The 23790-nt window shown below is 52.2% G+C and carries 21 protein-coding genes; 11 read left to right on the top strand and 10 right to left on the bottom strand.

Annotated features, from left to right (window positions below; translation table 11 throughout):
- Positions 1-132 precede the first annotated feature (132 nt).
- From tsf to carA, 9 genes are all read left to right on the top strand, one after another.
- The gene (gene tsf / locus HOV93_RS07375) at positions 133-996 is read left to right on the top strand and encodes a translation elongation factor Ts (RefSeq protein WP_207395823.1); all 864 of its coding nucleotides are present in this window, start codon (positions 133-135) and stop codon (positions 994-996) included.
- 160 nt (positions 997-1156) lie between these two features.
- Positions 1157-1903: a UMP kinase gene (gene pyrH / locus HOV93_RS07370; RefSeq protein ID WP_207395822.1), complete on the top strand. Its 747-nt coding sequence runs from the start codon at positions 1157-1159 to the stop codon at positions 1901-1903.
- A gap of 88 nt (positions 1904-1991) precedes the next feature.
- Complete coding sequence (locus HOV93_RS07365) at positions 1992-2489, top strand: PH domain-containing protein (RefSeq protein WP_207395821.1); 498 nt, start codon at positions 1992-1994, stop codon at positions 2487-2489.
- A 122-nt stretch (positions 2490-2611) separates the two neighbouring features.
- A complete protein-coding gene (gene frr, locus HOV93_RS07360) occupies positions 2612-3172 on the top strand; it encodes a ribosome recycling factor (RefSeq protein WP_207395820.1) in 561 nt (186 codons plus the stop codon).
- Between the two features lie 341 nt (positions 3173-3513).
- The gene (locus HOV93_RS07355) at positions 3514-5451 is read left to right on the top strand and encodes a peptidylprolyl isomerase (protein ID WP_207395819.1); all 1938 of its coding nucleotides are present in this window, start codon (positions 3514-3516) and stop codon (positions 5449-5451) included.
- Between the two features lie 200 nt (positions 5452-5651).
- Positions 5652-6833 carry a hypothetical protein gene (locus tag HOV93_RS07350; RefSeq protein ID WP_207395818.1) on the top strand — a complete coding sequence of 394 codons (1182 nt, stop codon included), beginning with the start codon at positions 5652-5654 and terminating at the stop codon, positions 6831-6833.
- 180 nt (positions 6834-7013) lie between these two features.
- Positions 7014-8264, top strand: a complete 1251-nt coding sequence (locus HOV93_RS07345; RefSeq protein ID WP_207395817.1) for an aminotransferase class I/II-fold pyridoxal phosphate-dependent enzyme — start codon at positions 7014-7016, stop codon at positions 8262-8264.
- A 10-nt stretch (positions 8265-8274) separates the two neighbouring features.
- A complete protein-coding gene (locus tag HOV93_RS07340; protein ID WP_207395816.1) occupies positions 8275-8694 on the top strand; it encodes a hypothetical protein in 420 nt (139 codons plus the stop codon).
- Positions 8695-9011: 317 nt separating this feature from the next.
- Positions 9012-10166: a glutamine-hydrolyzing carbamoyl-phosphate synthase small subunit gene (gene carA, locus HOV93_RS07335; RefSeq protein WP_207395815.1), complete on the top strand. Its 1155-nt coding sequence runs from the start codon at positions 9012-9014 to the stop codon at positions 10164-10166.
- Here the strand turns inward: carA and HOV93_RS26350 are convergent, their stop codons facing one another.
- Positions 10167-10844 carry a CPBP family intramembrane glutamic endopeptidase gene (locus tag HOV93_RS26350; RefSeq protein ID WP_207395814.1) on the bottom strand — a complete coding sequence of 226 codons (678 nt, stop codon included), beginning with the start codon at positions 10842-10844 and terminating at the stop codon, positions 10167-10169.
- Between the two features lie 348 nt (positions 10845-11192).
- Between HOV93_RS26350 and ppdK the strand changes: the two genes are divergently transcribed.
- Positions 11193-13862, top strand: a complete 2670-nt coding sequence (ppdK, locus tag HOV93_RS07325) for a pyruvate, phosphate dikinase (RefSeq protein WP_207395813.1) — start codon at positions 11193-11195, stop codon at positions 13860-13862.
- A gap of 81 nt (positions 13863-13943) precedes the next feature.
- On the opposite strand, the gene HOV93_RS07320 is transcribed toward ppdK, so the two are convergent.
- From HOV93_RS07320 to HOV93_RS07285, 8 genes are all read right to left on the bottom strand, one after another.
- Positions 13944-15158 (bottom strand): PcfJ domain-containing protein, encoded by a 1215-nt coding sequence (locus HOV93_RS07320; protein WP_207395812.1) that lies wholly within the window; start codon positions 15156-15158, stop codon positions 13944-13946.
- A 296-nt stretch (positions 15159-15454) separates the two neighbouring features.
- A complete protein-coding gene (locus HOV93_RS07315; RefSeq protein ID WP_207395811.1) occupies positions 15455-15868 on the bottom strand; it encodes a DoxX family protein in 414 nt (137 codons plus the stop codon).
- A gap of 55 nt (positions 15869-15923) precedes the next feature.
- Positions 15924-16352, bottom strand: coding sequence for a VOC family protein (locus tag HOV93_RS07310; protein ID WP_207395810.1), 429 nt, complete (start codon positions 16350-16352; stop codon positions 15924-15926).
- Between the two features lie 39 nt (positions 16353-16391).
- Entirely contained in the window at positions 16392-16976 is a 585-nt protein-coding gene (locus HOV93_RS07305) for an SRPBCC family protein (protein ID WP_207395809.1), read from the bottom strand.
- A gap of 30 nt (positions 16977-17006) precedes the next feature.
- Positions 17007-17489 carry a DUF1579 domain-containing protein gene (locus tag HOV93_RS07300; protein WP_207395808.1) on the bottom strand — a complete coding sequence of 161 codons (483 nt, stop codon included), beginning with the start codon at positions 17487-17489 and terminating at the stop codon, positions 17007-17009.
- Positions 17490-17546: 57 nt separating this feature from the next.
- Positions 17547-17951, bottom strand: coding sequence for a YciI family protein (locus HOV93_RS07295; protein ID WP_207395807.1), 405 nt, complete (start codon positions 17949-17951; stop codon positions 17547-17549).
- 100 nt (positions 17952-18051) lie between these two features.
- Entirely contained in the window at positions 18052-19302 is a 1251-nt protein-coding gene (locus HOV93_RS07290) for an RNA polymerase sigma factor (protein WP_207395806.1), read from the bottom strand.
- A gap of 57 nt (positions 19303-19359) precedes the next feature.
- Positions 19360-19725 (bottom strand): SpoIIAA family protein, encoded by a 366-nt coding sequence (locus tag HOV93_RS07285; protein WP_207395805.1) that lies wholly within the window; start codon positions 19723-19725, stop codon positions 19360-19362.
- A 194-nt stretch (positions 19726-19919) separates the two neighbouring features.
- Between HOV93_RS07285 and HOV93_RS07280 the strand changes: the two genes are divergently transcribed.
- The gene (locus HOV93_RS07280; RefSeq protein ID WP_207395804.1) at positions 19920-21095 is read left to right on the top strand and encodes a right-handed parallel beta-helix repeat-containing protein; all 1176 of its coding nucleotides are present in this window, start codon (positions 19920-19922) and stop codon (positions 21093-21095) included.
- Between the two features lie 485 nt (positions 21096-21580).
- On the opposite strand, the gene HOV93_RS07275 is transcribed toward HOV93_RS07280, so the two are convergent.
- Positions 21581-23707 carry an alpha/beta hydrolase family protein gene (locus tag HOV93_RS07275; protein ID WP_207395803.1) on the bottom strand — a complete coding sequence of 709 codons (2127 nt, stop codon included), beginning with the start codon at positions 23705-23707 and terminating at the stop codon, positions 21581-21583.
- Between the last annotated feature and the right edge of the window lie 83 nt (positions 23708-23790).

Below are 23790 nucleotides of genomic sequence, written 5' to 3'. Positions count from 1 at the left end.
GAAGGAAGATGCAATCTCCTTCAAACGTTAACCGAATCGGTCTTCGCCGAGGGAAACCTGCAGCGGTAGAATTTCTCACGTAGAGCTCCCAGACTTTTAGAGCGACGAATTTCGAGCATTGGAGATAAGACAATGACGGCAATCACCGCCGGAGCAGTTAAGGCACTTCGCGAAAAGACCGGCCTTCCCATGATGGAATGCAAAAAGGCCCTGGCTGAGTCGAGTGGCGACGAAGATAAGGCTATCTTGTGGCTTCGCGAAAACGGCAAGGTCAAAATGCTCAATCGCACCGACCGAGTCACTGAATTCGGTCGCCTTGGTATCTTCACCGACGGTGAAAAGGGTGCCATGGTCGAGTTCAAGTGCGAAAGCGCACCGGTCACGCAATTGGAAGAGTTCATCGCATTGTCGGACGACCTGGCCAAGGTCTATGCTGAGACTCCTAGCGTCACCAATGCCGAAGAATTGCTGGCTCAACCATCGACCATCAAAGAAGGTACCACGCTGGGCGAGCTGAAGGACGACATGTTCAACCGCATCCGCGAAGTCTTCAACATTGGACGTATGGTCCGCGTCGAAGGTGCCACCGGTGGTTATAGCCATAACTCTAGCACCGTTAGTGGGGTTCTGGTCGAAGTCGAAGGCAACAATGCCGAAGCGGTTAGAGACGTTGCCATGCACATCGCCGCAATGAGCCCAGCGGTTTTGAGCAAGGATGAAATCGATCCTGCCCTAGTGGAAAAGGAACGATCCATCCTCAAAGCAGCTGCCATGAACGAAGATTCGAGCAAGCCTGAGAACATCATCGATAAGATGGTGGAAGGCCGACTGCGTAACTTCTACGCCCAGGTCGCCCTGCTCGAACAGCCATTCGTCAAGGAACCTAAGCAGACCGTCAGCAAGTACGCTGAAGAAAATGGCGTGAAGATCAAGAACTTCACCCACTGGGTCATCGGCGACGACGCTGTTCCTGCTGAAGAAGGCAGTGAAAGCTAGTCGTTTGAACTTAGTTCAATTGCTAAAGCACAAAAATCCCTCGTCAAAACTGCCGAGGGATTTTTTTATGCGCCGCGTTCTCCTGCACATCGCAAGCAATCCCGGTTAGAATCTCCCCAACCCTGAAACTTGCCACGATTGACATGAGGAAGACTCAACCATGCCGGAAACGCCTGAGAATAACACCACGAAGTACAAGCGGATCATCCTCAAACTTTCAGGCGAGAGCTTTTCCAGGGCAGGCGAACGTGGGATCGCAATGGACGAGGTCGTCAGCATTTCGCAGCAAGTTCAACAAGCTTCGGAGCTTGGCTGCCAAATTGCGGTCGTTATTGGTGGGGGCAACATTCTTCGCGGTGGCCAGTTCAAGAATGAAAGTGCTTCGATCCAAGAGGCCACGGCACACTATATGGGCATGCTGGCTACAGTGATCAATGGGCTCGCTCTGCAAGACGCGTTAGAAAGCTTGGGCATGTCCACCCGCTTGATGACTGCCATCCATATGCACGGCGTTGCCGAACCTTACATCCGCCGTAAGGCATCGCGTCATCTGGAAAAGGGACGTATCGTTATCCTGGCCGCTGGAACAGGCAGCCCCTTCGTCACCACCGATACGGCGGCCGCCCAACGAGCTCTGGAACTGGAAGCCGATATCTTGATGAAAGCCACCCGGGTCGACGGCGTTTACAGCGACGACCCAGAAAAGAATCCTCATGCCGTCTTTTACCGCACCCTAGGCTTCGAAAAGGTCGTCACCGAGAACCTTCGCGTGATGGACGGAACAGCAATCAGCCAATGTCGAGAGCACGGCATGCCCATCCTGATATTCAACTTTAAGACCGATGGCAATATTCAAAAGGCGGTCCAAGGAGAGCAGGTCGGAACGCTGATTGATCCTAACCTGTAAAACGAAGTCGCACCAAGAATGCCTCGGTCCAAACGAATAGTATGTCAACGAAGGTAATTTGCCCGGTGACTTGTTTGAGGCCTGTGCGATGAATGAATCCTTGTTTCCGGCCAAAGTTGACTGGGGTGTCTCTCTGCTACTGGCCGGATTAGCTGTCCTGTGCTTTGGATTTGGCATCGCATGTTTCTTCTTCCCCGCACCCTCATATATTGGCGGGGTATTGCTACTGCTAACCGGTGCACTTTTGCAGTCGGTTTGGATGCGTACCAACTACAAGCTGGATGAACTGCGCGTGCGGATTCAGTGCGGGCCCTTTTGGTGGACCATCCCCCTAAGGCATATTACTCAGGTAGAGAAGACCTCCAGCATTTGGCTCTTGATGGGAGGTCCTCATCTTCGGTTTGCCCTCTCGAAAGAAGGCCTTATGATTCGCTACCGTCGCCCCACACAGCAAAAGTGGTTTGGACTTTTCGATCCATCGGTACTGATCTCGCCTGCCGATCGAGATCAATTCTTCGACGCTTTGCTGTCCACTTGCCCAAACATGACGCTCACTAAGGACGGAAACTTGGGACTTAAAGCGTAACTGTTGTTGCCAGATCGTTATCTTTTCATGCTCGGGCCGGTGGTGTAGGTTATTCTCGTAGGCACCCCCATGCCTCAATCGTCAGTTAGCGAGGATCATTCCTGCGATAAAGGATATTTAAAATGAACACGGATCAAATTACCGAAGACGCAACAAAGCGTATGGAAAAGGCGATCGACGTCCTGAAGAATGGCCTCAGTGGCGTTCGCACCGGGCGTGCCACACCGGGCCTGGTCGATTCACTTCGAGTCGAAGTCTATGGGTCGCTTCAACCTATCAAGCAAATCGCTTCGGTCAGTGTTCCCGAGCCCAGCCAGCTTTTGATTCGCCCCTATGACACTGGCGCCATCAAAGATATTGAAAAAGCAATTGTCGCCAGCGATCTCGGCATGGCACCGCAAAGCGACGGACGCGTGATTCGCCTGAACGTTCCACCACTTTCGACGGAAGTTCGTAAGAAGCTCGTTTCGCGAATCAAAGACCTAGCGGAAGAATCCCGAGTTGCAATTCGCAACATCCGCCGCGACGCCAACAAGGCAGCTGATACGGCAGAAAAAGAAAAGACGATCGGCGAAGATATTCGCGACGACATCAAGGACAGCGTCCAGGAACTGACCAAAAAGTACGAAGAACAGGTCAGTGAACTGGCAAAGACCAAAGAGAAGGACGTAATGGAAGATTGAGCCTGAAGACGTAGGCTCTCGTTTCCAGAGCAGTGCATTTACGTCACTGCACTGCCCAGTGAAATAAACACAAGCGGTACGATAACCCCATGATGGTTTGTCGTACCGCTTTTTTTTGCGACGCCCTCATGCGGCAGTTTTGCTCTGTTGCTCGTCCCCGGCACACTTCTGGGTGCTAGCATTCTCGCGATCCACGGGAACAGCTTTTGACTGGATAGAAGAATCGACCTTGACCCGGTTCTAGCATTCTTCTTATATTTCGCTGCCCGAACCTTATGGTATCGGTCTATCGAACAACTCTCCTTGAGAAAATCTTGCAAGAAATTTTTGGAGCAAGCGGAATGACTGGCAAGGATGCTACTCGCCGACTTCCCCTGGGTACGTCCTGGGTTTTGGCAGCCGTCGGATTTGTTATTTTGATCGGTGGAGTCGTCGCCTGGCGACAAGTCACCGGCGGTCCGCAAACGGCGGAAGCTCAAGCACCTGTCCAACAACGACAGGCGTCCCCACAGCGTCAAACGGCTTCTGGGCCTTTGGCAGCTCCGGCGGAAGAAGTAGCTGCCCCGACGCGATCCGTTCAGAAAATTCAAACCGTTGCGGTCGTGAATCGTGAACCGATCTCCCGCGAAATACTGGCAGATGAGGCTCTTCGTCGTCATGGTGAAGACGTTCTCGAAAGCCTGCTCAACCGTCACCTGATCTCGATGGCCTGTCAGCAAAAGGGCATCCAGATCACCGAGGCAGACATCGACAACGAAATCGCCAACATCGCCAAGAAGTTTGGCCTATCGATCGATCGTTGGCTGGGACTTCTCAAAGAAGAACGAAACGTTAGCCCGGGTCAGTATCGCCGCGAAATCATTTGGCCCACGATCGCTCTTCGCAAATTGGCTGAAGGCCAGCTTGCCGTGACCGATGCCGAAGTTCAAGTCGAATACGAAAAGAACTACGGACCGAAAGTCAAAGTCCGCATGATCTCGCTCAGCGAACGTGGCCTTGCTGAAGAACTGCGGGCCAAAGCCGCAGCGAATCCAGATTCGTTCGCCGATATGGCCAAAGATCACTCCCAAGACGTCAACAGTGCGGCGGCTCGTGGCTTGATCCCACCGATTCGTAAACACATTGGCAATCAGGAAATTGAAGATACCGTCTTTGCGTTGCAACAAGGCGAAATTTCTCCTGTGTTGTTCGTTCAAGGTCAGTACCTGATTTTCAGGTGTGAAGAACACCTCGCGGCCGATCAAATTCCTGCCAACAGCCTGCCAGCAATTCGTCAACGCCTGGCAGACGCCGTTCGCGAGAGCAAGATGCGTGACGCCGCTGGCGACATCTATCAACAGCTGCAAGCAAACGCTCAAATCGTGAATGTTTTCAATGATCCGAGCAAGTCTTCGCAGATGCCTGGGGTGGCTGCTACGCTCAATGGCCAGCCTGTTAGCATCCAGGAACTAAAAGAAGAATGCATCAGCCGTCACGGCGTGGAAGTCTTGGATGGAGAGATTAATCGTAAGATTCTTCAGCAGGAACTGACCCGTCGCAAACTCTCGGTTTCTGAAGCGGACCTGGAAGCCGAGATCATTCGAGCAGCTGACTCCTTCGGCTTCCTTACCAAGCAAGGCAAACCCGACATGGAAGCTTGGCTGAAACAGGTAACCGAAGAGCAAGGCGTTTCGGTCGAACTGTACGTTCGCGATGCTGTCTGGCCTACGGTTGCCCTGAAGAAGCTGGTCGACAGCAAAGTCCAGATCAATGAAGAAGACATCGCCAAAGGTTTCTCGGCCAACTATGGCGAGCGAGCCCAGGTCCTAGCGGTTGTCTTAGATAGCCAACGCCGTGCTCAGGAAGTCTGGGAAATGGCTCGCCGAAACCCAACCGAAAAGTTCTTCGGCGAACTTGCCCGACAGTACTCGATTGAGCCTGTCTCGAAGAACAACGATGGTCAAGTTCCTCCGATTCGACAAAACGGTGGGCAACCAACCATTGAAAAGGAAGCCTTTAATTTGCGGCCAGGCGAAATCTCGGGCATTATCGCTACCGGTAATCAGTACGTGATTTTGTACAGCCTTGGTCTAACCAAGCCGCTGATCAACAATGTCGAAGATGTACGCGACGAGCTGGTCAAGGAACTGCACGAGAAAAAGCTTCGCTTGGCAATGGCCGAAGAATTTGAGCGTCTGCGTGATAACGCTCAAATCGATAATTTCCTGGCCAACACCACTCAGGCCGGCAAAGCGTACGAATCGGCTGTTCGTCAAAAGATGCAGCAGCAGCGAAAATAGTGCTTAAGCATCATCTCTGACCTCGCTGGTCAGATCTTCCTTCAAATGAAAAAGGATCGCACATCTGTGCGGTCCTTTTTTCATCTGCATGCATAAGCGATTTTTGGGATGAATTTCCTGACAAACTATCGTATCGTTTAAGAAGCAGCCCCCGCTGAGGGCATTTGCCTACCACCCTTGTCTCGCCAAGTTACCTCGTCATGCATCGCCTCACCTGGTCTCATTTGCTTCTCCGTAACAGCATGGTGCGTTTGCCCATGCTCGTTGCTTTTGTTCTGCCCCTGCTTCTCCATGCAAACGATTGCCGCGGGCAAGATACTGGGCAGGGCCAGCCCCTACTAAATATGGTTCTTTTTGTTCCATCAGATGTCGAACCACCCCCGGGCGTACAACGTCGCTTCGCTCAGATTGCGGCGATAACCGAAGAGTTTGTGGTTAAAGAGATGACCAAGAATGGTTACCCACCGAAAGTGACGACACCCTTCTCTCGTGACGAACGAGGAAACTACAAGTTCCTATTCGTCCGCGGAGAACATCCGGTTGGTAGCGGCAAATACGATAAGCCTGGTTTCCAGCACGGTGTCATCAACGCGGCCGTGAAAAAGTACAAGCTATCTAGAGATCGCCATGTTTGGTGGATCTGGGTTTACTTGGGTGATCCACCTAAGCGGTATTCCGACTATCGAGGTAGTGGTAACTCGATCGATGGCGGTTGGGCGCTGTGTAATTACACCAATCTTCAAGGCGAGCTCGATCCCAAGCTCCCCTTGGCTGGCGGACTCCATCAAGACCTAACCTTGAAGGCCTGCATTCACGAACTTGGCCACGGTTTTGGTCTGCCTCATTTAGGGCCCATGTCTCATGACCGACGTGGAAACACATTGATGGGGCCGCAAACGAAGGTTTTTCACGGTAAGGTCGATGCCCGCGAAAACGATGTCTATATGTGCGACGCCACAGCAGCGATGCTATGGACGCATCCAATTTTCTCGGGTAGCACCGCCAAACGACTGCAAATGCCGCAGTTTGAAATGACCTCGTGCGAGGGAGTGTACAATCGTAGTGGCCGCTATTTGGAAATCACTGGGAAAATCAAATCCTATATTCCCGCGCACAGCGTCGTTGTCATTGAGGAAGCCCCCAACGGGGGAGCCTACTACTTCCGAAAGTCGTTCGCAGGAAAGGTCGATGAGGATGGAAAGTTTCGTGTCAAAGTCACCGAACTGGAAAGACAAGAAGGGGAATTCCGCATCCTTTTCTGCTTTGAAAACGGAGTCAACTCGGGTGATGGAAAAGGGCACGGCGACAAAAGCGGGCTCACTAAACCGTATCGTGTCACCCGACGGGGAGTAGAACTTGTCGGCACAGGAGCCGAAAATTAGGTTCTGGCGTCAAACCGTGAACACTTCTTACTATCGGTTGTCCAATGTGAACAACTGGGGCTAACGCAATCGCGTCTCGCCTTGGCTTGTGCGCTTGTCGATTTTAGAATATGCGTGCCGGTTCCCCTTGTGAATCCTGGTAAATATAACATTCCACCACTTTGCTGAAACACGACGTCCATGTCCGATTCCGCTCAAACCAATGACGACCAACAAGACCCTCCTTTTGAGGTTCAATTCGCGCAGCGTGTCTATCGCTTGCCTCCGTACATGTTTGGGAGAATTAATGCCCTGCTGTACGAAAAGAGAGTCGCTGGAAACGACGTTATCGATATGGGAATGGGTAACCCGTCAGACCCGCCCGCTGATTACGTCATGGAAAAGATGTGCGAAGCTGTTCAGGATGTTCGCAACCACGGTTACAGCAAGTCCAACGGTATCCGTAACTTGCGCCGAGAAGTCGCCTCCAAATACCTCAAAAAGTATGGCGTTCGGCTAGATCCCGAATCGGAGGTCATGGTCTGCCTAGGATCCAAGGAAGGCTTTTCGCATATGTGTCTGGCCATGATGGGGCCTGGCGACACGGCGATTGTTCCGGCACCTTATTTTCCAGTCCACACTTATGCTGTCGCGTTGGCTTCAGGAAATGTGATTTCACTGGACGTTGGCGACAGCGAAAAGTTTCTCTCGAACATCGCCTACACGTGCGAGCACCTTTATCCTAAGCCCAAGCTTCTCATCATTTGCTATCCACATAACCCTTCGACAGTGACCGTCGAGCCGGAATTCTTTGTGGATGTGGTGAAGATTGCCAAAAAATATGGGCTGATGGTTATCAGCGACTTCGCTTATGCGGATGTCGCATTCGATGGATACAAGCCACCAAGCTTCCTCTCAGCCCCTGGTGCCAGTGACGTAGGTGTTGAATTCACGACGATGAGCAAAGGCTATAACATGGCCGGCTGGCGAGTCGGGTATTGTGCTGGCAATAAAGAGATGATCCGTGGCCTTGGTACCATCAAAGGCTACTACGACTACGGCATGTTCCAGGCTATCCAAATTGCGTCGATCATCGCTCTGCGAGAAGGAGATGCGGCGGTCGAAGCCCAGAGCCAGATCTATCAAAGCCGCCGAGATGCCCTGGTTGAAGGCCTGGTTCGACTTGGCTGGGACGTGACACCGCCTCGTGCTGGAATGTTTGTTTGGGCAAAAATCCCCGACCAATGGCAGAAGAAGATGAGTACGATGGACTTCGCCATGATGCTGCTTGAGAAAGGGGACGTTGCTGTCAGTCCCGGCAGTGGCTTTGGACCAAGTGGTGAAGGGTATCTGCGACTTAGCCTGGTTGAGAATGAAAATCGACTTCGTCAGGCTGTCCGTCAGATCAAAGGCTGCTTGAAAGACGCCGATTCGGAATCGATTTCAACTTAAGCATGTCCCTATGGCGGAAAACCAAGATTTCGAGATCGAGCTTGTCCACCAAACGCATGCATCTTGCGTGGGCAAGTTTCGCCTGACCACAGGCACCGACGATCCGCGACGCTGTGTCCTTACGGTTAAATGCGAATTGGGTGAATTCCAAGCTACCGAATGGAACTACTTCGATGCCCTTTGTCTGATCCGAGAGGAATTGGAACCCTCCGGTTGGCGTCCTCGCTGCTATGGTGCGTGTGAGGACGTCTATCCCTCCAACATGTGCCGCGACATGGGACGAGGGATGGTAGCCTACCGCAATCAAATCGGAAGGCCTGCTGAGCAAGAGCATCTGGTAGAGACGTTTGCAACCAGCTCTGAGATCGAACCCGCCTCAGTCGAACAGCAGCGGGCCTTTTTCCAGCGTTGGTTAAGTTCCCCGAGATAAATCAGGGTGCTCTGCTTGCGGATTCCCCTAGAGAGAAACTCTAGGCCCTGTACTTGAGAGTCTCGCAGCCTATAATAGCGGAAATTTGCCCACAGCCAGGGTCTATACCTACGTAAAAAAAGGAAAGCACCTGCTCGCCGAAACAAGTGCTTTCCCAAAGGCTGTCCAAACTTTCGCTTGGAGACCCACAGCCGTACTCCTTGGTATCGGGCTCACCTTCGGGAAGACTTTAGCCGCGTCAAAGAGCGGGTTGGTTTCCTTCTCGAAAATGTACATGGTCGTCCCCCGCGAACCCAGATTAAAGAAAACGAATCGACATGCCGCAGCCCGCCAAACTTGCTCTGGAAGATGGAACCGTTTTCACTGGCACCGCATTTGGAGCCATCGGCGAAGTCGCTGGCGAAGCTTGTTTCAACACATCGATGACAGGTTATCAGGAAATTCTGACCGACCCGAGCTATCGCGGCCAAATCCTGACCATGACTTATCCGCAAATTGGCAACTACGGTGTCAATGCCGAGGACATGGAGAGTGCTAAGATTCATATGGCAGGCTTTATCGTCCGCGAAGCGAGCCGCACGGTCAGTAACTTTCGCTCGGAAGGATCGCTTGACGAATTCCTAAAGAAGAATAATGTCGTTGGGATGGCCGATATCGACACGCGTGCCCTAGTGCGTCGACTGCGGTCCCACGGAGCGATGAAAGCAATCCTTTCCAGCATCGACCTGGATGATGCTTCCCTGGTGGAAAAAGCGAAAGCCAGCGATGGGCTACTAGGTCGCAACCTCGTTCAGGAAGTCCTCCCCGACCAGCAGAAGATGTGGGAAGAAGACCTCAGCCCCTGGATTAAGATGGGGGACCGTAATCGTGCACTTACCAGCCGCAAAGAACAAGACTTGCACGTGCTGGCTTTAGACTACGGCATGAAATGGAACATCCCTCGGCACTTGCGTGACCTGGGCTGCAAAGTCACCGTGCTGCCCGGAACGGTATCGGCGGAAGAAGTCTTAAGCCACGATCCGGATGGCATCTTTCTTTCCAACGGTCCTGGCGACCCCGAACCACTATCTGGCCCTGTCGAGACGATTCAGGGGCTTTTAGGTAAAAAGCCTATTTTCGGAATCTGTCTGGGGCATCAGCTGCTGTCCCTTGCTTGTGGTGCCAAGACGTTCAAGCTGAAGTTCGGACATCGAGGTGCCAACCAGCCGGTGCTCGACTTGGAAACCGATAAGGTTGAAATTACCTCGCAGAATCATGGTTTCGCCGTCGAAGAAAACACGCTTCCCAGTTGCCTGGAAATTACCCACCGCAATCTAAACGACAACACCGTTGCAGGCGTTAAGCACAAAGAACTGCCAGCATTCAGCGTGCAATATCACCCAGAAGCATCGGCCGGTCCTCATGATAGCGAGTACCTGTTCCTAAGGTTCCGCGAAGCAATGGACGAACGCAAAGGTGCCGCGACTACTTAGTTAGTCGGACGAGTTCTCGTCATCCACTGGTGCATACTTCTTCATGTACGCCAGTGCAAACCAGTCGTACAGTGTATGGATGACGATCGGAACGATAATATCTCCGGTGTAATAAAACCAAAGCCCGAGATAGGCCCCCATGACGGCACTGATGATGAAGTATTCCCTCGTCACAAAGTGCACCAAGCCGAATAATAGGCTGGTCAAGAGAATTGGCACTGCAGGACCAGCCTCAGGCCCCATAAGTTGATGAAGGTAGCTCTGAATCACTCCGCGAAAGAGAGCTTCCTCGCCAAGCCCTGCAGCTAAGCTAATCATCCCCAGTTCGAGAAGGGTCGCTTCGCGAAATAACGGGACGATCTCTCGGTCCATGTAGTCCTGAAGTTCGCCGAGCGACTGTATGTCGGAATACTGCAAACCCATGAATGCAACCAACAATGGTAGCGTCGCCAGGGCCCCCAGACCGATTGCCCCGAGCACTGCCGAGACGCTATCACTATCCCAACTGGCACTGATCCAAGGAGCGACATCGACGAACCACCCCAGTCCTACGGCGACGAACGCAAGTGCTGATTCAAAAAGCACCGCAGTACGGATAAACCCTTCGGCTCGCTCTCGAGCGGTCATTTCTGGGCCGTAGGGATCTTCGTAATCGTAGTCGTCTTCGTCGTCAAACACTGAGATTCGCTGTCGCTTGCAGTTCGTACTAAACTAATCGAGAGACGCATTTTAACTGGATAGTAACGCCCTGCCCCTCTAGAGTCTATTGTCTTGTTTCTACCGCGATGCGCCAAACGGCTTGCGGGGCAAATTGGGATGATTCCGAAAATCCCGATTCGTTAAATGGCGTAAGATGAGGGCTAGTTGACGCTTGCTTACATTCTCAAGTAAACTTTTCTGCTTATATCCGCATGAAATGCGGTCCTTCTGTGTATAGCTGGCGGGAACTCCCTGCGAGTTGCCGCGGCAGGGACACCCCTCACCGAACCACACTCCAGCGTTTGCGACATTCAAAGGTTTCCAAACATGGCCAAGAAAACGGCAAAGAAATCCAAGCCCTCGAAGATGGTGTACTACTTCGGCAAGACCAAAACCGAAGGCAAAGGGGTCAAAAAGGATCTGCTCGGCGGTAAAGGGCTGAATCTGGCAGAAATGACCGCGATTGGCCTGCCAGTCCCTCCTGGCATGACCATCACCACGCAAGTCTGTGCCGACTACTACAAAAACGGCAAGAAGTTGCCTAAGGGCTTGATGGATGAAGTCCACGATGCAATCGCTTCGTTGGAAAAAGAATTGGGCAAGAAGTTCGGCGACAGCAAGAACCCGCTGCTCGTTTCGGTTCGCTCGGGTGCTGCCGTTTCGATGCCCGGTATGATGAACACCATTCTGAATCTCGGTTTGACCGATGAATCGGTTGTCGGCTTGGCAAATGCAACTGACAACGAACGTTTCGCCTATGACGCTTACCGCCGCCTGATCGACATGTTTGGCGACGTCGTGATGGACGTCGATCGCGAGCACTTCGAGGAAGCATTCAGCGCGATCAAGAAGAAATACAAAGCGAAGCTGGACAATGAAGTCCCAGCGGCTGGCCTGATCGAGCTTTGCAACGAATACAAAGCGATCTACCAGAAGTACGCCGGTGAAGAATTTCCTCAAGACCCCATGAAGCAGTTGGAATTGGCTGTCGAAGCGGTCTTCAAGTCGTGGAACACCACGCGTGCCGTTCGCTACCGCGAAGTCGAAGGCATCCGCGGTCTGCTGGGTACAGCCGTCAACGTCCAGTCGATGGCTTACGGCAACATGGGCCAGGACAGCGGTACCGGCGTGGCTTTCACCCGTAACCCGTCGACCGGCGAAAACAAGTTCTACGGCGAGTTCCTGATTGACGCTCAGGGTGAAGACGTCGTGGCCGGTATTCGTACGCCACAGCCTGTTTCCGAAATGAGCAAGTGGAACAAGGCCGTCTACAAGCAGCTGATTGAAATCAAGGACATCCTGGAAGCCCACTACAAAGACGTTCAGGACATCGAGTTCACCATCGAGAAGGGTGAGCTGTTCATGCTGCAGACTCGTAACGGTAAGCGTACCGGCGCGGCTGCCGTGAAGATCGCCTGCGACATGGTAAAGGAAGGTCTGATCGACGAAGAGACCGCCCTGCTCCGCATTCCAGCGAACGACCTGACGCAATTGCTGCTACCAAGCTTCACGGTAGAATCGAAGAAGGACGCTACGATCCTAACGCGTGGCCTGCCTGCTTCGCCAGGTGCTGCCGTGGGCGTTTTGGCCTTCACCGCACAGGAAGCCGTCGATCGTACCCATGCTGGCGAAAAGGTCATCCTTTGCCGTAAAGAAACCAGCCCAGAAGATATCGACGGGATGCACTCTGCGGTTGGTATTCTCACCTCGACCGGTGGTATGACCAGTCACGCCGCCGTGGTGGCTCGTGGTTGGGGTCGCTGCTGCGTCGCAGGTGCCGGTGAAGTCGAGATCGACGAGAAGACTCGCAAGATCAAAGTCGGTGGCAAGACCTTCAAGCACTCCGACACCATCTCGATCGACGGATCGACAGGCGAAGTCATGGCTGGCACCGTCGAGACGAGCGAACCGAAGCTCTCCGGCGACTTCGCCAAGGTCATGAAGTGGGCCGATAAGTATCGAACCCTTGGTGTCCGCACCAATGCTGATACCCCGAACGACTCGAAGCGTGCTCGCGACTTCGGTGCGGAAGGGATCGGCCTGTGCCGTACCGAGCATATGTTCTTCGAGGAAGATCGTATCACCAGCATGCGTGAAATGATTCTTGCTGAAAGCGAAGAAGATCGTCGTGAGGCCCTGGCGAAGCTACTACCGTATCAGCGTGAAGACTTCATCGGCATCTTCACCGCCATGAAGAACCTGCCCGTGACGGTCCGTCTGTTGGATCCGCCGCTGCACGAGTTCCTGCCGCACGATCCCAAGGCTCAAAAGGAAATGGCCAGCCTGATCGGCGTTTCTCCTGCTAAGGTGAAATCGCGTGTGGCTGCCTTGCACGAATCGAACCCGATGCTTGGTCATCGTGGCTGCCGGTTGAGTGTCACCTATCCAGAAATTCTGGAAATGCAGGTCACCGCCATCGTTGAAGCGGCTATCGAATGCAAGAAGAAGCGTATCAACGTGATGCCGGAAATTATGATTCCGCTGGTTGGGACCGCTGCTGAGCTCGCATTGCTGCGTGAAAAGGCCGAAGAAACGATCGCCAAGACCAAGGAAGCCAAAGGCTACAGCGGCGAATTGAATATCTTGATCGGTACCATGATCGAAATTCCACGTGCTGCTCTAACCGCCGATGAAGTCGCTGAACATGCCGAGTTCTTCAGCTTCGGTACCAACGACCTCACGCAGATGACCTTTGGTTACAGTCGCGACGACATCAATACGTTCCTGCCAGACTATACCCGCTTGGAAATCCTGCCGACGGACCCGTTCCAGTCGCTCGACACCTCCGGCGTGGGTCAACTGGTCGAAATGGGCGTCACCAAGGGTCGTAAGGGTCGCAAAGGCCTGAAATGCGGTATCTGTGGTGAACACGGTGGTGACCCGGCTTCGATCAACTTCTGTCACACCGTTGGCTTGGACTACGTGAGCTGCTCACCATTCCGCGTGCCAATCGCACGCTTGGCAGCTGCTCAGGCTGCGATTCGCAACAGCAAGTAATAAGCTTGCGTTACGATCGGAAGACAATCAAAACGCCGACCTGAATTCAGGTCGGCGTTTTTCATTTCAAGTCCGAAAAGCCTAGTCTTCCAGACTCATCACCAATCCTTCTCGCGTAGCCCAACGCCGTAGGATTTCATTCGCTGCAGGGCTCAGATCTTCATTGCTCTTGGCTTGAGCCTGCACGATTGCTTTCCTTTCCGGATCGACTTCGATCGTCACAATGCGTTTGGGGCAACCTTTTAGATGGATCCGCATCGACCAAATTGATGATTTCCGATCAGCGCATTGCTCGACGTAGTCGCTGACGCAGTGATCCATCGCAGCTCCCTCCAGCATCAAGGCACGGTCGTTCAACAGCTCGAAAATGATCCATTTCACATCGCCATCCTGATGCACCATGGGCTGAACCTCTATCGCTGGCCAATGGAAATTTCGCTGCGCCAGCGATGGCCGTTTGAGCAGTAATTCCTGCCGCCAGTTACTCATGTGCCGCCAGAGAGAACCAAGGGTTCGCCCTTTCATCGAAAACTTTGGCTGCAGTGGCAAAGGTCCTCCACCGCGTCCCCAAACCTTTTCGGCTGGCTGAAACCTCTGCTCGTCGACAAAATCAACCAGCATCGACGCATGCTGAATGTAACTTGGCTTCTCGCGAATCAGAAAACGAATCATCGTTTCCCAAAAACGTTCGTCACGAGTCGGTTCTTTCAGGATCGTGTTGCGAACCAACTCCGCGGCCAATTCCTTGCTACCACTGAACCCACGAATCTGAGCCCACCGCATTGCTTCGCCAGGTTCCAGATGATCGGGCGTCTTAAGGAAACACTTAGCGGCCGTCGGCGATAACGCGATGCCAGGCTTCTGCTTGAATTGACGTACACCCCGTCCAGCGGCCATGTGCAGGTACAATTCGTGGTACCAGCGTTTGGCATGCGGTCGCATCCAGGCAAACGCCATAAAGTTCGGCACCGGATAGCGTTCGAACAAGTGTTTCATCAACGATCGAAGGGCGACTCGATTACTGGTCGGCTCTACTAGAAACTTCTCAGGACGCCAGAACTCGGGCTGGCGAATCCACTTAGTGCGGTATTTAGCCATATAGCCGAGAGCCCTGATACAAACACGTAGATGCTCAGGCTTCCGGATAGCTGGATCAAATCCGACACTCAATATTTCAGACTTCGCCCGCACCTCGCGTATCAAATTCCAATACACGCGTCGATGCCGTGCGCAAGGCTGTTGGCAGACGAGCATTTCGTCTACGTATTGTTTCATTTGCTGCTTACGAGAACTCATAGCAACCCATGCTTTCCTAGAAATTACGGACATACCGCGAGCGTTACACACGCTTCGCGAGTGATTTCAGGTCAAACCGAAACAAGCCTGACCAAGCACGTCACTGTCCGAAATCCAAGAGCATGATTACTAACCTTCCATCCGCAGGACTTTATCGGCGCGCGGATCGATCGCAAAATGAATAGAAAAGACAAGCGTTCATACAACGCCTGGCCGTCGGAAAAGAGAGATGCATGCCGACAGAGAAAGGTTCACTGAAATCTCTTCCAGCCAAATTAGCCCTACTTTTTGCGAGTCTATGACCGCACCGGAAGCAACGCCCATAAGCGGCGATCTCGCAAGAAAATGCCGAGCCATATCAACACGCCGATGATCACCTGCACGACGAACACGTCCCCGACTCTCCAGTGTGTACAAATCGCGCCGCCGATGTAGCCGGTCAGAAGGATAGCCCCGAGAACGGCCGTTTGCGGGATCAGATAAATGATCGCAATGACCAGTTCCAAAGTAGCCAGCGGATACTGAATCTCCATCGGCAATCCCAAGTGGGAGAAGCCTTCTTCCAGTCCCGGCCCTCCGACAAATTTCAATGCGGCGCTGGCGAGAAAGGCCAAACCGACGAGCGCGGAAATGGCCCGCCCTGTCCACTTTGCCGCGACTGGCGTCGATCTCGACTGCTCGGTGGAAGGGGCAATCTCTGTCTCGTTCATCCTCGGCTCCTCTGGAGGTAAAAGCTATGACCGTCAATGAAGTACTTGTGCAAAACTATTCGCTCGCCGAGCCAGCCTGGACCTGAGCGAATCCGGCAGGGTCCATCCAGAAGACTTCCCAGATATGACCGTCCAGATCTTCGAATCCATGTTGAATCATAAAACCATGATCCTTTGGCTCGGCATATGTCTTTCCGCCAGCGGCGACCGCCTTTTCTATAAACTTGGCGACTTCCTCTCGAGACTCTAGCTGCAACGCATTTAGTACTTCGGTACTTTTCTTGCTATCGCAAATCTCCTTGGGCGTGAACTCCTTGAAACGGCTTTCAATCATAAGCATCACCATGATGTTCTCTGAAACAATCATGCATGTGGCCGAGTCGTCGGTAAATTGAGGGTTGAACGTGAAGTCCAATTCCGTGAAGAACTCGACCGATTTCGCCAGATCTTTTACCGGCAGATTGACGAATAGCTGTTGAATCATCGTGTTCTCTCTTAGAAAAATGAAAAAGTGGCTGTGCGGCTACGAGGTTGTCGCCGATGCTTGTTTCTCGCTTATCTCTTTCAAACTGGCGAGCCCCTCGGTGAACTGGTCGCCGCACATCTTGTCGATGTCGATTATGAGATGAAAGAACTTCGCCATCAGGTCTACCTTACCACTCATGCTCCACGTCACCACCGTGCTCTTGCCCTCAGGCCGGAATGTGAAAACGACATCATTGTGACAGTCCATCGGAGCGGTCATTTGAAGATCAATCTGAATCGACTCGTTGGGTTCACTTTGGACGATGGTCGTGCTTCCAGCACCTGCGTTACCATTTCCCGCCCATCGCATGACGGCCCCCTGCCCTGCCGTGGGCCCTTCTAAAGTTGTCGTCATATTAGGGTCGAGCTTTTCGTAGGGAGACCAGGCCTTCCAGGCAGCGAACTGATTTACATGCGGAAAGACTACCTCAGGCGGAGCATCCATTTTCATGGATCGGGTAACCTGAAATTCATTTGGCTGCAGGGACACGGCAATTGCCAAAGCAAAGGCCAAAACGATCAGCCCGATCAATAAGAATAAAACGATATTCAAAACCCGACGTTTCACAGGCGAAAGTGCCATTTTAAGGATTCCCTTGAATAGGATAGATAATCATTGTTGGCGAGTATATTTGGCCGTCATGAACTCTTGCCAGACTTCGTTTTCGTCCAGCATGAAGGAATGCAAAATACGGTGGTCCTTGTCCACGATCTCAATAACATCCTGATATTGCGACATGCCTTCCCCAGTAAAACTAGGCCCAGTCGTGTTTAGCGTCAGCTGATTGCCTGCATCGTTGAGCGTGCCGCCTCCATAAATCCAGAGTGTGGCCATGCTCGACGAAACAAAAGAACCGACAAACGACTTCTGTTGCGGATCGTACCCAAGGGCCATTTGCGAGAGCGCTGTGCTGCCCTCAGGCATATCGCTCTCCATATCGCAAAGCACCCACACTTCGCCGAGAAGCCGAACGCTTTCCTTGCCGACAGATGTTTCCCTTGGCTTGCCAGGGCCCATATCCATTTCTGCTTCGATGGTCCAGTCACCCAACAAATTCTCTAGCCAGCGGTGCTCGACTTGAGGTTCAACGTGCATGAATATTGTCCTTGCAATGGGATTGAGAACGGGATCTAAGGTCAGCTACCGATGTGCCTAAATTTCGTTGGTTTCTTTGGCCAAACGCTCTGAGATTTCCAGAATCTGCAAGTTCATAGCTTCGTCAGCCGGGCGAATTTCAAAGGGGCCCATGCGAACTCCAGGATGCTTTGTCATCAGCTGTATGGCATGATTCAAGTCGCGGGCTTCCAACAGCAGGATCCCCCCGATCTGTTCTTTTGTTTCGGTATACGGACCATCCGTCACACGGACTTGGCCCGCTTGATGGCGAAGTGTCACACCGTTTTGGGGAGCATCGAGCGCCCCGCCGCCTGCGAAATTGCCTCCCTTGCGGAGTTCATTGTCGTAGGCCATACACTCTTCCATCGCCTTTTCGGCTTCTTCCTTAGGGAGACTCTCCCACATCGACGCATCGATATATCCCAAGCAGACGAACTTCATCAGGTTCTCCTAAAACTGAGGTAAGACTCGTTCCTTTACCCCATGGTCGATTCAGCCGGTGCGAAATCGACAGGTCCTGAAAAATAATTGGAAATTGAGACTAACTCAATTGTTTGATCCGTCCCTCAAGAAAACGGCGTTCCGGTTCCTGCTTCACCAATTCCAAGGCACGCCGATAAGCATTCACGGCATCGTTGGTCTTGCCCATTCGTCGACAGAGGTCAGCTCGCGCGGCATGTGCCAGATGGTATTCGGACAAGGTCCCTTCGGCGAGTATTTCGTCGATCAACGTCAAGCCAGCTTCAGGACCATCACGCATTGCTACAGCGACGGCACGGTTTAATTCAACGACTGGCGACGGATCAATTCTAGACAGAACATCATAGAGGGCAATGATTTGCGTCCAGTCGGTTGCTTCAGGTGTTTTTGCTTCAGCATGAACGGCGGCAATAGCCGCCTGGATGGTGTATAAGCCAAATCGACGAGTCAGCAAAGCTTGTTGAATGAGTTCCACCCCTTCCGAAATGTACTGCCGAACCCACAATGACCGGTCTTGGTTTTCCAGCAAAATAATATCGCCTGAAGCTGAAGTACGCGCCGTTCGGCGCGATTCCTGGATCAGCATCAGGGCCAAGAGGCCAATTGCTTCGGCGTCGGGAAGTAGTTGGACTAAGAGCCGCCCCAGCCGAATGGCTTCTTCTGAAAGATCACGTCGCGTGGCCGTCTCTCCAGACGAGGCGGAGTACCCTTCGTTAAATACAAGGTAGATTACCGAAAGCACTGAATCCAAACGCTGAGGCATATGAGGAATCGTCGGTATCTCAAACGGGATGCCTGCGTCTCGAATCTTTTGCTTTCCGCGGACAATCCGCTGAGCGATGGTGGGCGGAGTGGTAAGAAACGCGCTGGCAATTTCTTCCGTACGAAGTCCGCATACTTCCCGTAGCGTCAAAGCCACCTGAGTATTGGATGGGATCCCTGGATGACAACAGGTAAAGATCAGCCGAAGTCGATCGTCTTCGATATTTTCGTCATCAATGGCCGCAAACTGGTCTTGTTCTTTGTCCAGTCGTTTCGCGATATCCCCCAACGATTCGTCGAACCTCACGCGTCGACGAATCGTGTCGATAGCCTTAAATCGCCCCGTAGATACTAACCACGCACGGGGGTTTTGGGGAATTCCCTCTTCCTGCCATTTCACCAACGCTGACGTGAACGCCTCATGCATAGCTTCTTCTGCAAGATCGAAGTCGCTAAGCAGGCGCACTAAGGTTGCATAGACACGGCGCGATTCCGTGCGGTAAAGCTCATCAACGAATTGACGAACGTCTCGACGGTCCTCGTCCACCATTGCGGACAAATCCTGAAACGAGGTAGAGTGAATATCGCTGGAAGCAAACGGAAGCGTTTACTCTTCCTCAACCAACCACTTCTTAGCTTCTTCCAACTTGGTATGGTCGAAATACTTAACATTTGCGGAAGTAAATGGCTTGCAGAAAACGGCCATGCCCGATTCCCATTTCGATTCACCAACGATCGCCAGACGTTTGATGTCGCCCCAATGCTTTGCATCAAACTTGACGTCGTCCCACAGAGCTCCCATGGTCCAGCCTTCGAAGTTGTGCATTTCGACCAATAGGCGAAGCTTACCGAATTCCGAAATCTGTTTTTCGATTTCAGGTACAAAGTGTTCGTAGTCGGCAGCGGTTAGCTTGCCGGTTATGCGAACAATGGTCAGATCCTTCAGATGCACAACTTCTACGTGTTCACTCATTACTTGTTGCTCCCTTGAACGCAATCTTGTCAGCGGGTGTTGGTTTTGCCCCGACAGGGGCGAGCCTATATTCTAAAGGTCGCGGCGGGCTAAACAAATCCTAGGCGGACTTTTCTGATTGGCTTACGCTTAATCATCCACGATGCTTTACGCATTGTGCCTTTTGGTGAACTTTTTCCAATCCAGGCCTTATTATGCCCCTCCTTTTGGTTCTGCCGCTTTTGTTTCTGTGCGTTTCTCCTGCAGTTGCAGTCGCCGAGATCGAAGTTACCTCAAAAACTGAACTTCTTCAGGCTGTTTCCCAAGCAAAGCCGGGAACCGTGATTACCATCACGTCTAAGTCTCTGGAGGGAGGTATCTCGATCAAGAATCTTCACGGAACTTCCGAAATGCCGATTGTTATTCGCGGTAAAGATCCTGCCAACCGCTGCCTTATCGAAGGAGGACATTTCGGACTACAAGTTTCCGATCCGGCCCATGTTGTACTTGAGAATCTGGAGATCCGACGGGCCTCTCAAAATGGCTTGAACGTCGACGATGCTAGCACCTATGACTCCCCTGCCCTGCATGTGACGCTTCGAAACATCTATGTTCATGACATTGGTCCCAGCGGTAATTGCGACGGCATCAAGCTCTCTGGCGTCGATTATCTCACCATCGAAAACTGCCAGATCGAACGGTGGGGGAAAGGGGGATCGGCAATCGATATGGTTGGCTGTCACCAAGGGATCGTACGTAACTGCACGATGAAATTCGACACGATGAACTCTGCCAGCGGAGTTCAAATGAAGGGCGGTACAAGCAAGATAGTGGTTTCTCGATGTTTCTTTAGTGAATGCGGACACCGCGGCGTTAACATTGGCGGAAGTACTGGACTCCCTTATTTTCGACCGCGGGGTGTGACTTACGAAGCTAAAGACATCACGGTCGAAGACTGCACATTCATTGGCGGCATGGCCGCGATGGCGTTTGTTGGGGTGGACAGAGCCATCGTCCAGCACAATACGATTGTCGACCCTGCCAAGTGGGTTTTACGCATTTTACAGGAAACGACCGAACCCGGATTTGTACCGTGCCGAAACGGAGTCTTTCGCAACAATGTCATCCAATTCAAAGCAGAGCAAGCTTTTCGTAGTGTGAACGTAGGCCCGCACACCTCACCCGAAACGTTCCAATTTGAAAGCAACGCCTGGTACTCAATCGATAGAAAAATCAACGAGAGTGCCCTGAGATTGCCTGTCAAAGAAAAGGACGGAATCTACAACATCGATCCTCAATTGAAATTAGTTAATGGCAGGATGCGGGTAGCAACGTCCCAGCAGCTTCCAAGCAACGTTGGCGCACGACAACTCCACTCGCGTGATCAATAATCGGCATTTCAAGTTAATAACCATATCTTGCTAATCTATGGTTTTGTCTCTCTCTGAACACAACGCGTCGCTACTAAGCTCGCTGGAAGACGTATCGATTTCACGTGAGAATCCCATTGGCGGGATCTTCGTTTCGAATGGATTTGCCTGCACTGAGTTAGAGTTGATTCAACTGCGAATCAGCACTCTATCGGCTGCTCGTCCTGCTTGCGAGTGTCGGTTTACATCCCGCTAGGTAACGAAGTTGCCGTCTGACAAGGAACCGACCTAACACTTCAAGTTCTGGCGAAGACATCTCAAAGATTCCGCTAGAGCCCCTTAAGAACGAAAGAAGTCCACGGGTGGAATAAGATCGACGTAATTGGGCTGGTTGATCAGCATGGGGAAATTCAACGCCCTAGGCATGACGAAACGTCCTCCTCTGCTGGAGTTCGCTTACGTAGCGCACCATACTTTTCAAGGCCCCGTTTTCTAATGCGTAACCGCTACTGAACAGCGATGGCACTTAACTGATTCATGATCCAATCGACTGGTGAGACCTCTGAATCCATATCGGTTAGCATCTCTTGTTTCTCATCTCTGCCGTAGGCCACTCGCACAGGCTTTTCACTATCTTCGTCTTCCCCAATAACTCGAAGAAGCATCGGAGATGCCATCGCTAAGAATCCTGGCACGTCGCCGTACTTTGCGCCGCCCGGCAACAAATCAGGCGAACGGATTGATTTAACGTGACCGAATCGAAAGCCATCGGTCTTAAGGACACCGAAGTCAAATGCGTCTGAGTGTGTGGCGACAGCGACACTACCTAACGCTGCTATAGCAGGATCGAGAGCGACCAGCCCGATCGACTTTGGTTGACGATCATGTTTTCTCATGAAAGCCGCCGTGGACAAAATATCTTGAATGCGTTGAGCGGCGACCGAGTGGTTATAACCGAGAGTATAAGCTGCTGCCTCTCGGCTATTTTCGACTCTTGGTGTCTCCTGAAAAGACTGCCGATCCGGCAGAAAGTCTCCCTGATAGATCAAGTCTACCGCCGCGACCGATATGCCCGAAGAGACTAACTTGGCGACCTCAGGTTTTAGACGTTCTCCCTCGTCAAACACACCAGACTTCCCTTCCTTGGTGAGCCAGAGAACCGTGTGCCCGTTCCAATTTTCATTGGGGTATAGAAAAAGTGCTGGCAACTGGGACTTGTTCTGATCGTTGTGCAGCAGCCCGGAAATCAACAAGAAGTCTTGCTGCTGCTGTTTATCCTTTACATTAAAGTCTAGCTGATCGGCGGCAGGGGCTTCCCAACCAACAATCACGTCCAACGCCTTATCAACCATCTCACGATAATTGGCGAACTTTTCCGAGTCACCCAATAGCAGCGGCATGATCGTTTCGTCCGACTGCTCGGTCATTCTCTCGACCAGTTCTCTCTCAAACTCTGGTTTGTACGTTGGGCGATTCTCTTCGTTCCAGACTGACAGCTCTTCAATGCCAAGCCGGTTGAACGGTCGCTCTTGGGTGGAAGCATCTAAACCAAATTCCTTCTTGAACAGCTCGTACATCGCTTTGCGAGATACGGCATTATAATTATGCCCGAACTCGGTTCTCGCGGTCAGATGCACGCGGTTTTCAGCATCCATTAAGTCGTATAGCTGATTCAGTTCGGGAAAACCTTTCGTTTCAAAATCGACCGTCCAGTCATCGGCAGACGTAAGTCCCTGAGGCTTAGGGGCGAAGAGAGCGGCGAACTCGACGTTGCCAGTCCCAATGCGAAGCAACGTACAGTTTTCACAGGTGCAACCTCCTTGCATGGCCGTTGAAACCATCACAGCTGGAAAGCAAACGGCGACCCGAGGGTCGATCGCGGAAGCCAACATAGTTTGCGTCGCACCACCACTCGCTCCTGTGATTGCCAGGCGTGACTTGTCGACGCGAGAAAAACTTTCGAGAACATCAAGCGATCGAATGCAATTCCAGATCTGTAGCCCCATGACCGATTGCAAATGCGATTCCGCTTGAGGGCTGAAAAAACCCCAACGCTCGTTCGTGTTCATTTCTGGCCGCTGCTGGGAAAACTTGTGAACGAGCTCGAACGATAGTTGCTGACTATCGGCATAACCAAGCATGTCGATTTGCAGTACGACACAACCCATGCGTGCCAAATGCACGGAGCGGGCCTGAATCGGGTTCTCAGCGGCTACGGCGTCGGTTTCCGCACCGCTTTCAAGCTGCTTTTTCACAGCGTTTTCATCGGCAACGTAGTATCGCCCATTCGCCCAGTGCCCGTGCGGACAAAGGACACCAGGAAAAGGCCCCTCTTTGCCTAGTGGTTCGTATAGATTACCGGTGACATACAGCCCTGGAATACTCTCAAATCGAATATTTGAGACCGAATAGTCGACAAACTCTCGTCGTCCGGTGACCTCATAGTTGAGCGATGTCTTTGGAGGCATTGGCCAAAGACCGAGCGCGACTTTCAATTGAGTACGAACGTCTTCCGACCGGACATCCCACTGGGCGACACTCGCAGGTGGCGAGAACGGAAAGTACCCGTTCAGATCTTTTGGCGGAGCCAGACGAGAATCGCTAGGCAGCTCTCCAGGAGGTAGAACACGCATGGCATCCTGAGCGTTTGCTACCGAAAAAAACATGCAGGCAAGCATTAGGAATATGCCTGCCAAGAAGACTTTAGTTCGTCGCA

It is taken from the genome of Bremerella alba, from assembly GCF_013618625.1.
GTDB lineage: Bacteria > Planctomycetota > Planctomycetia > Pirellulales > Pirellulaceae > Bremerella > Bremerella alba.
The sequence above is the reverse complement of the archived record's forward strand: the minus strand, read 5'-3'. Positions and strand labels throughout refer to the sequence as shown.

Coding starts and splice junctions, on each gene's coding strand:
- HOV93_RS07295 (WP_207395807.1), bottom strand. CDS start 17,951: ATGAAGTTCGTCTGCTTGGGATATATCGATGCGTCGATGTGGGAGAGT.
- HOV93_RS07290 (WP_207395806.1), bottom strand. CDS start 19,302: ATGGTGGACGAGGACCGTCGAGACGTTCGTCAATTCGTTGATGAGCTT.
- HOV93_RS07355 (WP_207395819.1), top strand. CDS start 3,514: ATGACTGGCAAGGATGCTACTCGCCGACTTCCCCTGGGTACGTCCTGG.
- carA (WP_207395815.1), top strand. CDS start 9,012: ATGCCGCAGCCCGCCAAACTTGCTCTGGAAGATGGAACCGTTTTCACT.
- frr (WP_207395820.1), top strand. CDS start 2,612: ATGAACACGGATCAAATTACCGAAGACGCAACAAAGCGTATGGAAAAG.
- ppdK (WP_207395813.1), top strand. CDS start 11,193: ATGGCCAAGAAAACGGCAAAGAAATCCAAGCCCTCGAAGATGGTGTAC.
- HOV93_RS07320 (WP_207395812.1), bottom strand. CDS start 15,158: ATGAGTTCTCGTAAGCAGCAAATGAAACAATACGTAGACGAAATGCTC.
- HOV93_RS07350 (WP_207395818.1), top strand. CDS start 5,652: ATGCATCGCCTCACCTGGTCTCATTTGCTTCTCCGTAACAGCATGGTG.
- HOV93_RS07280 (WP_207395804.1), top strand. CDS start 19,920: ATGCCCCTCCTTTTGGTTCTGCCGCTTTTGTTTCTGTGCGTTTCTCCT.
- HOV93_RS07300 (WP_207395808.1), bottom strand. CDS start 17,489: ATGCACGTTGAACCTCAAGTCGAGCACCGCTGGCTAGAGAATTTGTTG.
- HOV93_RS07340 (WP_207395816.1), top strand. CDS start 8,275: ATGGCGGAAAACCAAGATTTCGAGATCGAGCTTGTCCACCAAACGCAT.
- HOV93_RS07285 (WP_207395805.1), bottom strand. CDS start 19,725: ATGAGTGAACACGTAGAAGTTGTGCATCTGAAGGATCTGACCATTGTT.
- HOV93_RS07310 (WP_207395810.1), bottom strand. CDS start 16,352: ATGATTCAACAGCTATTCGTCAATCTGCCGGTAAAAGATCTGGCGAAA.
- HOV93_RS07345 (WP_207395817.1), top strand. CDS start 7,014: ATGTCCGATTCCGCTCAAACCAATGACGACCAACAAGACCCTCCTTTT.
- tsf (WP_207395823.1), top strand. CDS start 133: ATGACGGCAATCACCGCCGGAGCAGTTAAGGCACTTCGCGAAAAGACC.
- HOV93_RS07315 (WP_207395811.1), bottom strand. CDS start 15,868: ATGAACGAGACAGAGATTGCCCCTTCCACCGAGCAGTCGAGATCGACG.
- HOV93_RS07365 (WP_207395821.1), top strand. CDS start 1,992: ATGAATGAATCCTTGTTTCCGGCCAAAGTTGACTGGGGTGTCTCTCTG.
- HOV93_RS07305 (WP_207395809.1), bottom strand. CDS start 16,976: ATGGCACTTTCGCCTGTGAAACGTCGGGTTTTGAATATCGTTTTATTC.
- HOV93_RS07275 (WP_207395803.1), bottom strand. CDS start 23,707: ATGCGTGTTCTACCTCCTGGAGAGCTGCCTAGCGATTCTCGTCTGGCT.
- pyrH (WP_207395822.1), top strand. CDS start 1,157: ATGCCGGAAACGCCTGAGAATAACACCACGAAGTACAAGCGGATCATC.